The 4,938-nt window shown below is 71.1% G+C and carries 1 protein-coding gene; it reads right to left on the minus strand.

What is annotated here, in order from left to right; translation table 11 throughout:
* A partial coding sequence (locus ACFZDK_RS55510) for an amino acid adenylation domain-containing protein (RefSeq protein ID WP_390986990.1) occupies positions 1-4,926 on the minus strand: 4,926 nt, incomplete at its 3' end.
* Positions 4,927-4,938: the final 12 nt, after the last annotated feature.

Genomic DNA, 4,938 nt, shown 5'->3' on the forward strand with positions numbered 1-4,938 from the left:
CAACTCACCCGCCACACCCACCGGCACCGGCCGCAACCACTCGTCCAGCACATACACCCGCGCATTCGCCACCGGCGAACCGATCCGCACCTCGGTGTCAGGTGTCAAGGGCTTCGACATGGTCGCGCACACGGTGGTCTCCGTCGGACCGTACGCGTTCACCAAGCGGCGGCCGCGGGCCCAGCGGGCAGCGGTCTCGCGGCCCAGAGCCTCGCCGGCGGTCACCAGTGTGGTGACCGAGGTCAGCTCGCCGTCGTCGAGCGCGCCGAGGACGACAGGGGGAAGCGTCAGATGGGTCACCTGGTGGCGCTCCACGAGGCCGCCGAGACCGCCGAGGCCACCGCTCGGGAGCATCTCGTCCGCGTCGCCCGCCACGGCCGTCGCGCCCGCGCCGAGAGCCATCGCGAGCTCGGAGACGGAGGCGTCGAAGCTCGGGGAGGCGAACAGCAGAACTCTCGACTCGGGCGTCACACGGAAGTGCTCGATCTGTGCGAGCGCGAGGTTCGTCAGTCCACTGTGCCCGACGTGCACGCCCTTGGGGGTGCCGGTCGATCCGGAGGTGTAGATGACGTAGGCCATCTGGTCGGGCAGGACGGGTACGGCCGGGTCCGTCGCCGGTGCCATGTCGACCTGGGCGGCCACCATCGGATCGTCCAGAGCCACCAGGCCGACCCGGCCCGCGGGCAGGTCACCCAGTGTGTCCTCGGTGCCGATGACCACCGCCGCGTTGGAGTCGGCGAGCATGAACGCGGAGCGTTCCACCGGAAGTCCGGCGTCAATCGGCAGGTAGGCGCCGCCGGCCCGCCACACCGCCAGGATCGCCACGACCAGTTCGATGCCTCGCGGCAGGCAGAGTCCGACCACCGACTCGCGGCCGACCCCGAGCGTGCTCAGATGGTTGGCGAGCCGGTTCGCCCGCTCGCTCAGCTCCACGTAGGACAGTTCGGTGTCGCCGTAGGCCACCGCCACCGCGTCCGGAGTGCGGGCCACGTGTCCGGCGATCATCTCCAGGACGGACGGCTGGGGCACGGGGGTGGCCGTGTCGTTCCAGGCCTCCAGCAGCTCTCGGCGTCCCGTGCCGTCGAGGATCTCCACGTCGCGCAGCGGCCTGCCACCGCCCTGCTCCAGCGCCTCGACCAGGCCGGCCGTCGCCGTGTGGAACAGTTGGCACACCCGGTGCGGATCGAGCGGCGAGACCACACCCACGGTGATCCCGAACCCTGAGCCCAGGTCGTCCACCGCGACGTCGAGGGGGTAGTTCGTCCGGTCCAGGTCGTACACGGTCCGGATGCCGTCGAGGGAGGCGTCCCGGTCCTGCCCGGACCGCGGGTCCCGGGTCGCCCGCTCGGCCTTCGAGCGGGTGTGACGGTAGTTGAAGATCGAGGTGAACAGGGGTGCGGGGGCGGGAACGCCGCTGGCGCTCTGGGCCAGCGGCAGCGGGGCGTGTTCGTGGACCAGGAGCTCGGCCAGTTGGGCCTGCATGGCCGTGACGGCCTCGGCCACGTCCGCCGATCCTGCCCGCAGGCGGACCGGCAGGGTGTTCATGAAGGGCCCCAGTACGCGTTCCACGTCGGTGCCGCCGCTCATCCGGCCGAACAGCACGGTGCCGAAGACCACGTCCTCGGTTCCGGAGGCGGTCGCGAGGACCCGCCCCCAGGCGACGTGGAACAGCGTGCCCGGGGAGACACCGAGCAGGCGCGCCTGCTCCCGCACCCGTGCGGCAAGGCCGGCCTCGACGAACATCGTGGCACGCCCGAGATCCGCGCCGTCGCGGTGCACGTCCAGCAGGCCGAACGGCGCGGTCGTCGTGGTCACGTCGGAGAGCAGCCGGGTGAAGTGCTCCTCGTGCTCCGCGCGGGACACGCCCATGCGAGCCGTGGCCACGAAGTCCCGGAACGGCAGCGGTTCCGGCAGCAGGTCGGCCTCGTCCCGGAGGATGGCCGTGACCTCGGTCAGCAGCGTCTCCCAGCCGGTGTGGTCGAGGACGATGTGGTGCACCTGGAGCAGGGCGAGCCACCGGCCGGTCGCCGGCTCGCGGCCGATGTGGACCCGGACGAGCGGTGCCCGCCCCAGATCCATCCGGGGGTCGGCAGCGCCGAGGAGCGCGTCGACCCCGTCCGCCCCGTTCTCCCCCACGACCTCGGTGACGGGGACCCGCACGTCCCGCAGCACCACCTGGACGGGTTCACGCAGGCCCTCCCAGATGATCGCGGTCCGGTAGATGTCGTGCCGGTCGACGGCCTGCTGCAGGGCGGCCAGCACCGCGTCGAGGCGTTCGCGGGAGTCGAAGCCGACCACGGTCGGGAGGAGGTAGACGTCGTCGCCGTCCTCGGCCATGAGGTGATGGAAGAACATCCCCTCCTGCAGGGGCGTCAGCGGATAGATGTCCGCGATGTTGCGGGCACCACCCGGGACGCGGGCGCAGATGCGGTCGATCTCGTCCTGGTCGAGCTCGACCAGCGGCAACATCTCCGGCCGGATCTCCGTGGCGTCCTCGGGGATCAGGTTCGGCGGGACCTCGAACAGCGAGCCCGGGGACGCGGCGGCGATACCGGCGGGCGTCGGCGTGGTGAACAGTGCCCGGACGCTCACCGCCACCCCACGGGCCCGGAGGTTCTCCACGAGCGACACGGCGAGCAGTGAGTGTCCACCGAGCGCGAAGAAGTTGTCGTCGACCCCGACCCGCTCCACACCCAACACCTCGGCGAAGGCGGCGCACAGCACCTCCTCCACCAGCGTGGAAGGGCCGCGGAACGTGGCGAGGCTCGCGTAGTCGGGAGCCGGCAGGGCGGCCCGGTCCAGCTTGCCGTTCACCGTCACCGGCAGCTCGTCCAGCACCACCACCGCGGACGGCACCATGTACTCCGGCAACCGGGCCTCGGCGAACGCGCGTACCGAGGAGACGAGTTCCTCCTCGGCCTCCTTCCCGGGCACGACATAGGCCACCAGCCGCAGATCACCGGGACGGTCCTCGCGGACGATCAGCGCTGCCTGCGCCACGTCCGGGTGCTCCGCGACCGCCGCCCGTACCTCGCCGGGTTCGATCCGGAACCCGCGGATCTTCACCTGGTCGTCGGCACGGCCCAGGTAGACCAGCTGGCCGTCGGCGGTCCAGCGGACCAGGTCCCCCGTGCGGTACATCCGCCCGCCCGGTTCGAACGGGCAGGCCACGAACCGTTCCGCTGTGAGCCCCGATCGGTGGGCGTATCCGCGGGCGAGTTGCACGCCGGCCAGATACAGCTCGCCCACCACCCCGGTAGGCACCGGGCGCAGCCCCGCGTCGAGGACGTAGACACGGGTGTTCCAGACCGGGCGCCCGATGGGCACCACGGGACCCGGTTCGCAGGGGGCGGCGGTGACCTCGATGGCGGCCTCGGTGGGGCCGTAGAGATTGTGCAGGGGGACGGGGAGGAGACGCGCGAACTCGTCCCGCAGCTCGGGGGAGAGCGCCTCCCCGCTGCAGAACACCAACCGCAGGCTCGCGCAGGACGCGGCGGCCGGCTCCTGTACGAATCCTTGCAGCATCGAGGGAACGAAGTGCGTGATCGTGACCCCTGCCTGACGGATCAGCCCCGCCAGGTAGCCGGGATCACGGTGTCCGCCCGGCCGGGCCACCACCAGGACGGCGCCCTCCACCAACGGCCAGAAGAACTCCCACACCGATACGTCGAAGCCGAACGGGGTCTTCTGCAACACCCGGTCGGTGGGCCGGAGCCGGTGATCGCCCTGCATCCACGCGAGACGATTGACGATCCCGCGGTGCGGGACCTGCACGCCCTTGGGGACGCCGGTGGACCCGGAGGTGTAGATCATGTACGCGGGGTGGGCGGGCAGCAGAGGCGCGGTACGTTCGTCGTCGCTCAGGTCCGAGGAGTCCAGGGTCGCCGCCCGTGCCGCCACAGCCGGTTCGGCCGGCTCGACGACGGGCACGGTGAGGTCGGTCCGCGGTTCCTCCGTCAGCGACGCGTCCGCGAGCACGCACACCGGCCGGGCGTCGGCGAGCATGAACGCGATCCGGTCGGACGGATACTCCGGGTCGACCGGAAGGTAGGCGCCACCGGCTTTGAGGATCGCCAGAAGCGCGGTGACCAGGTCGAGGGAGCGCTGCATCGCCACACCGACGACCGTCTCCGGGCCGACGCCCAGGCCCACCAGATACCGAGCCAGCCGGTTCGCCCGCGCGTTGAGCTCCGCGTACGTCCATTCGGTGCCCTCGAACGAGACCGCCACCGCGTCGGCGGAGGCTGCGGCCTGCCGCTCGAAGAGTTCCGCCAGGGTCGTGTCGGCGACCGGCCGGTCCGTGTCGTTCCAGCCCTGGAGAAGGCGGATCCGTTCGGATTCGTCCAGCATCTCGACCGCGTTCACCGGTACGGCGGGATCCGCCGTGACCGTCTCCAGGACCCGGGACAACCGCTGCGCCAGGGTCCGCGCCGACTCCGAGTCGAAGAGATCCGCCGATACGACGACACCCAACCGGATGCCCGCGGGTGCGCCCTCGGAGTCCGTCTCCTCCCTGAACGACAGCTCGATGTCGAACTTGGCGGCGGCCGGTGCGGTGCTGAGCCCGGCGGCGGTCAGCTCGGGCAGCTCCAGAGCGGCCGTGTCCGTGTTCTCCAACGTCAGCATGACCTGGAACAGAGGATGCCGCGCCAGCGAACGGGCCGGCGACAACACCTCCACCAACCGCTCGAACGGCACATCCTGGTGCGCCAGCGCCGCCAGGTTCGTCTCCCGCACCCGATCCAGCAACTCCACGAATGTCGGATCACCCGAGACATCCGTCCGCAGCACCAACGTGTTGACGAAGAACCCGACGAGATCGTTGAGCGCCTCGTCCGTCCGGCCCGCCACCGCCGTACCGATCGGCAGATCCTCGCCCGCACCCAGCCGCGACAACCACACCGCCACCGCCGCATGCAGCACCATGAACACCGTCAC

It is taken from the genome of Streptomyces sp. NPDC007901, assembly GCF_042959465.1.
In the GTDB taxonomy this organism is placed as follows: domain Bacteria; phylum Actinomycetota; class Actinomycetes; order Streptomycetales; family Streptomycetaceae; genus Streptomyces.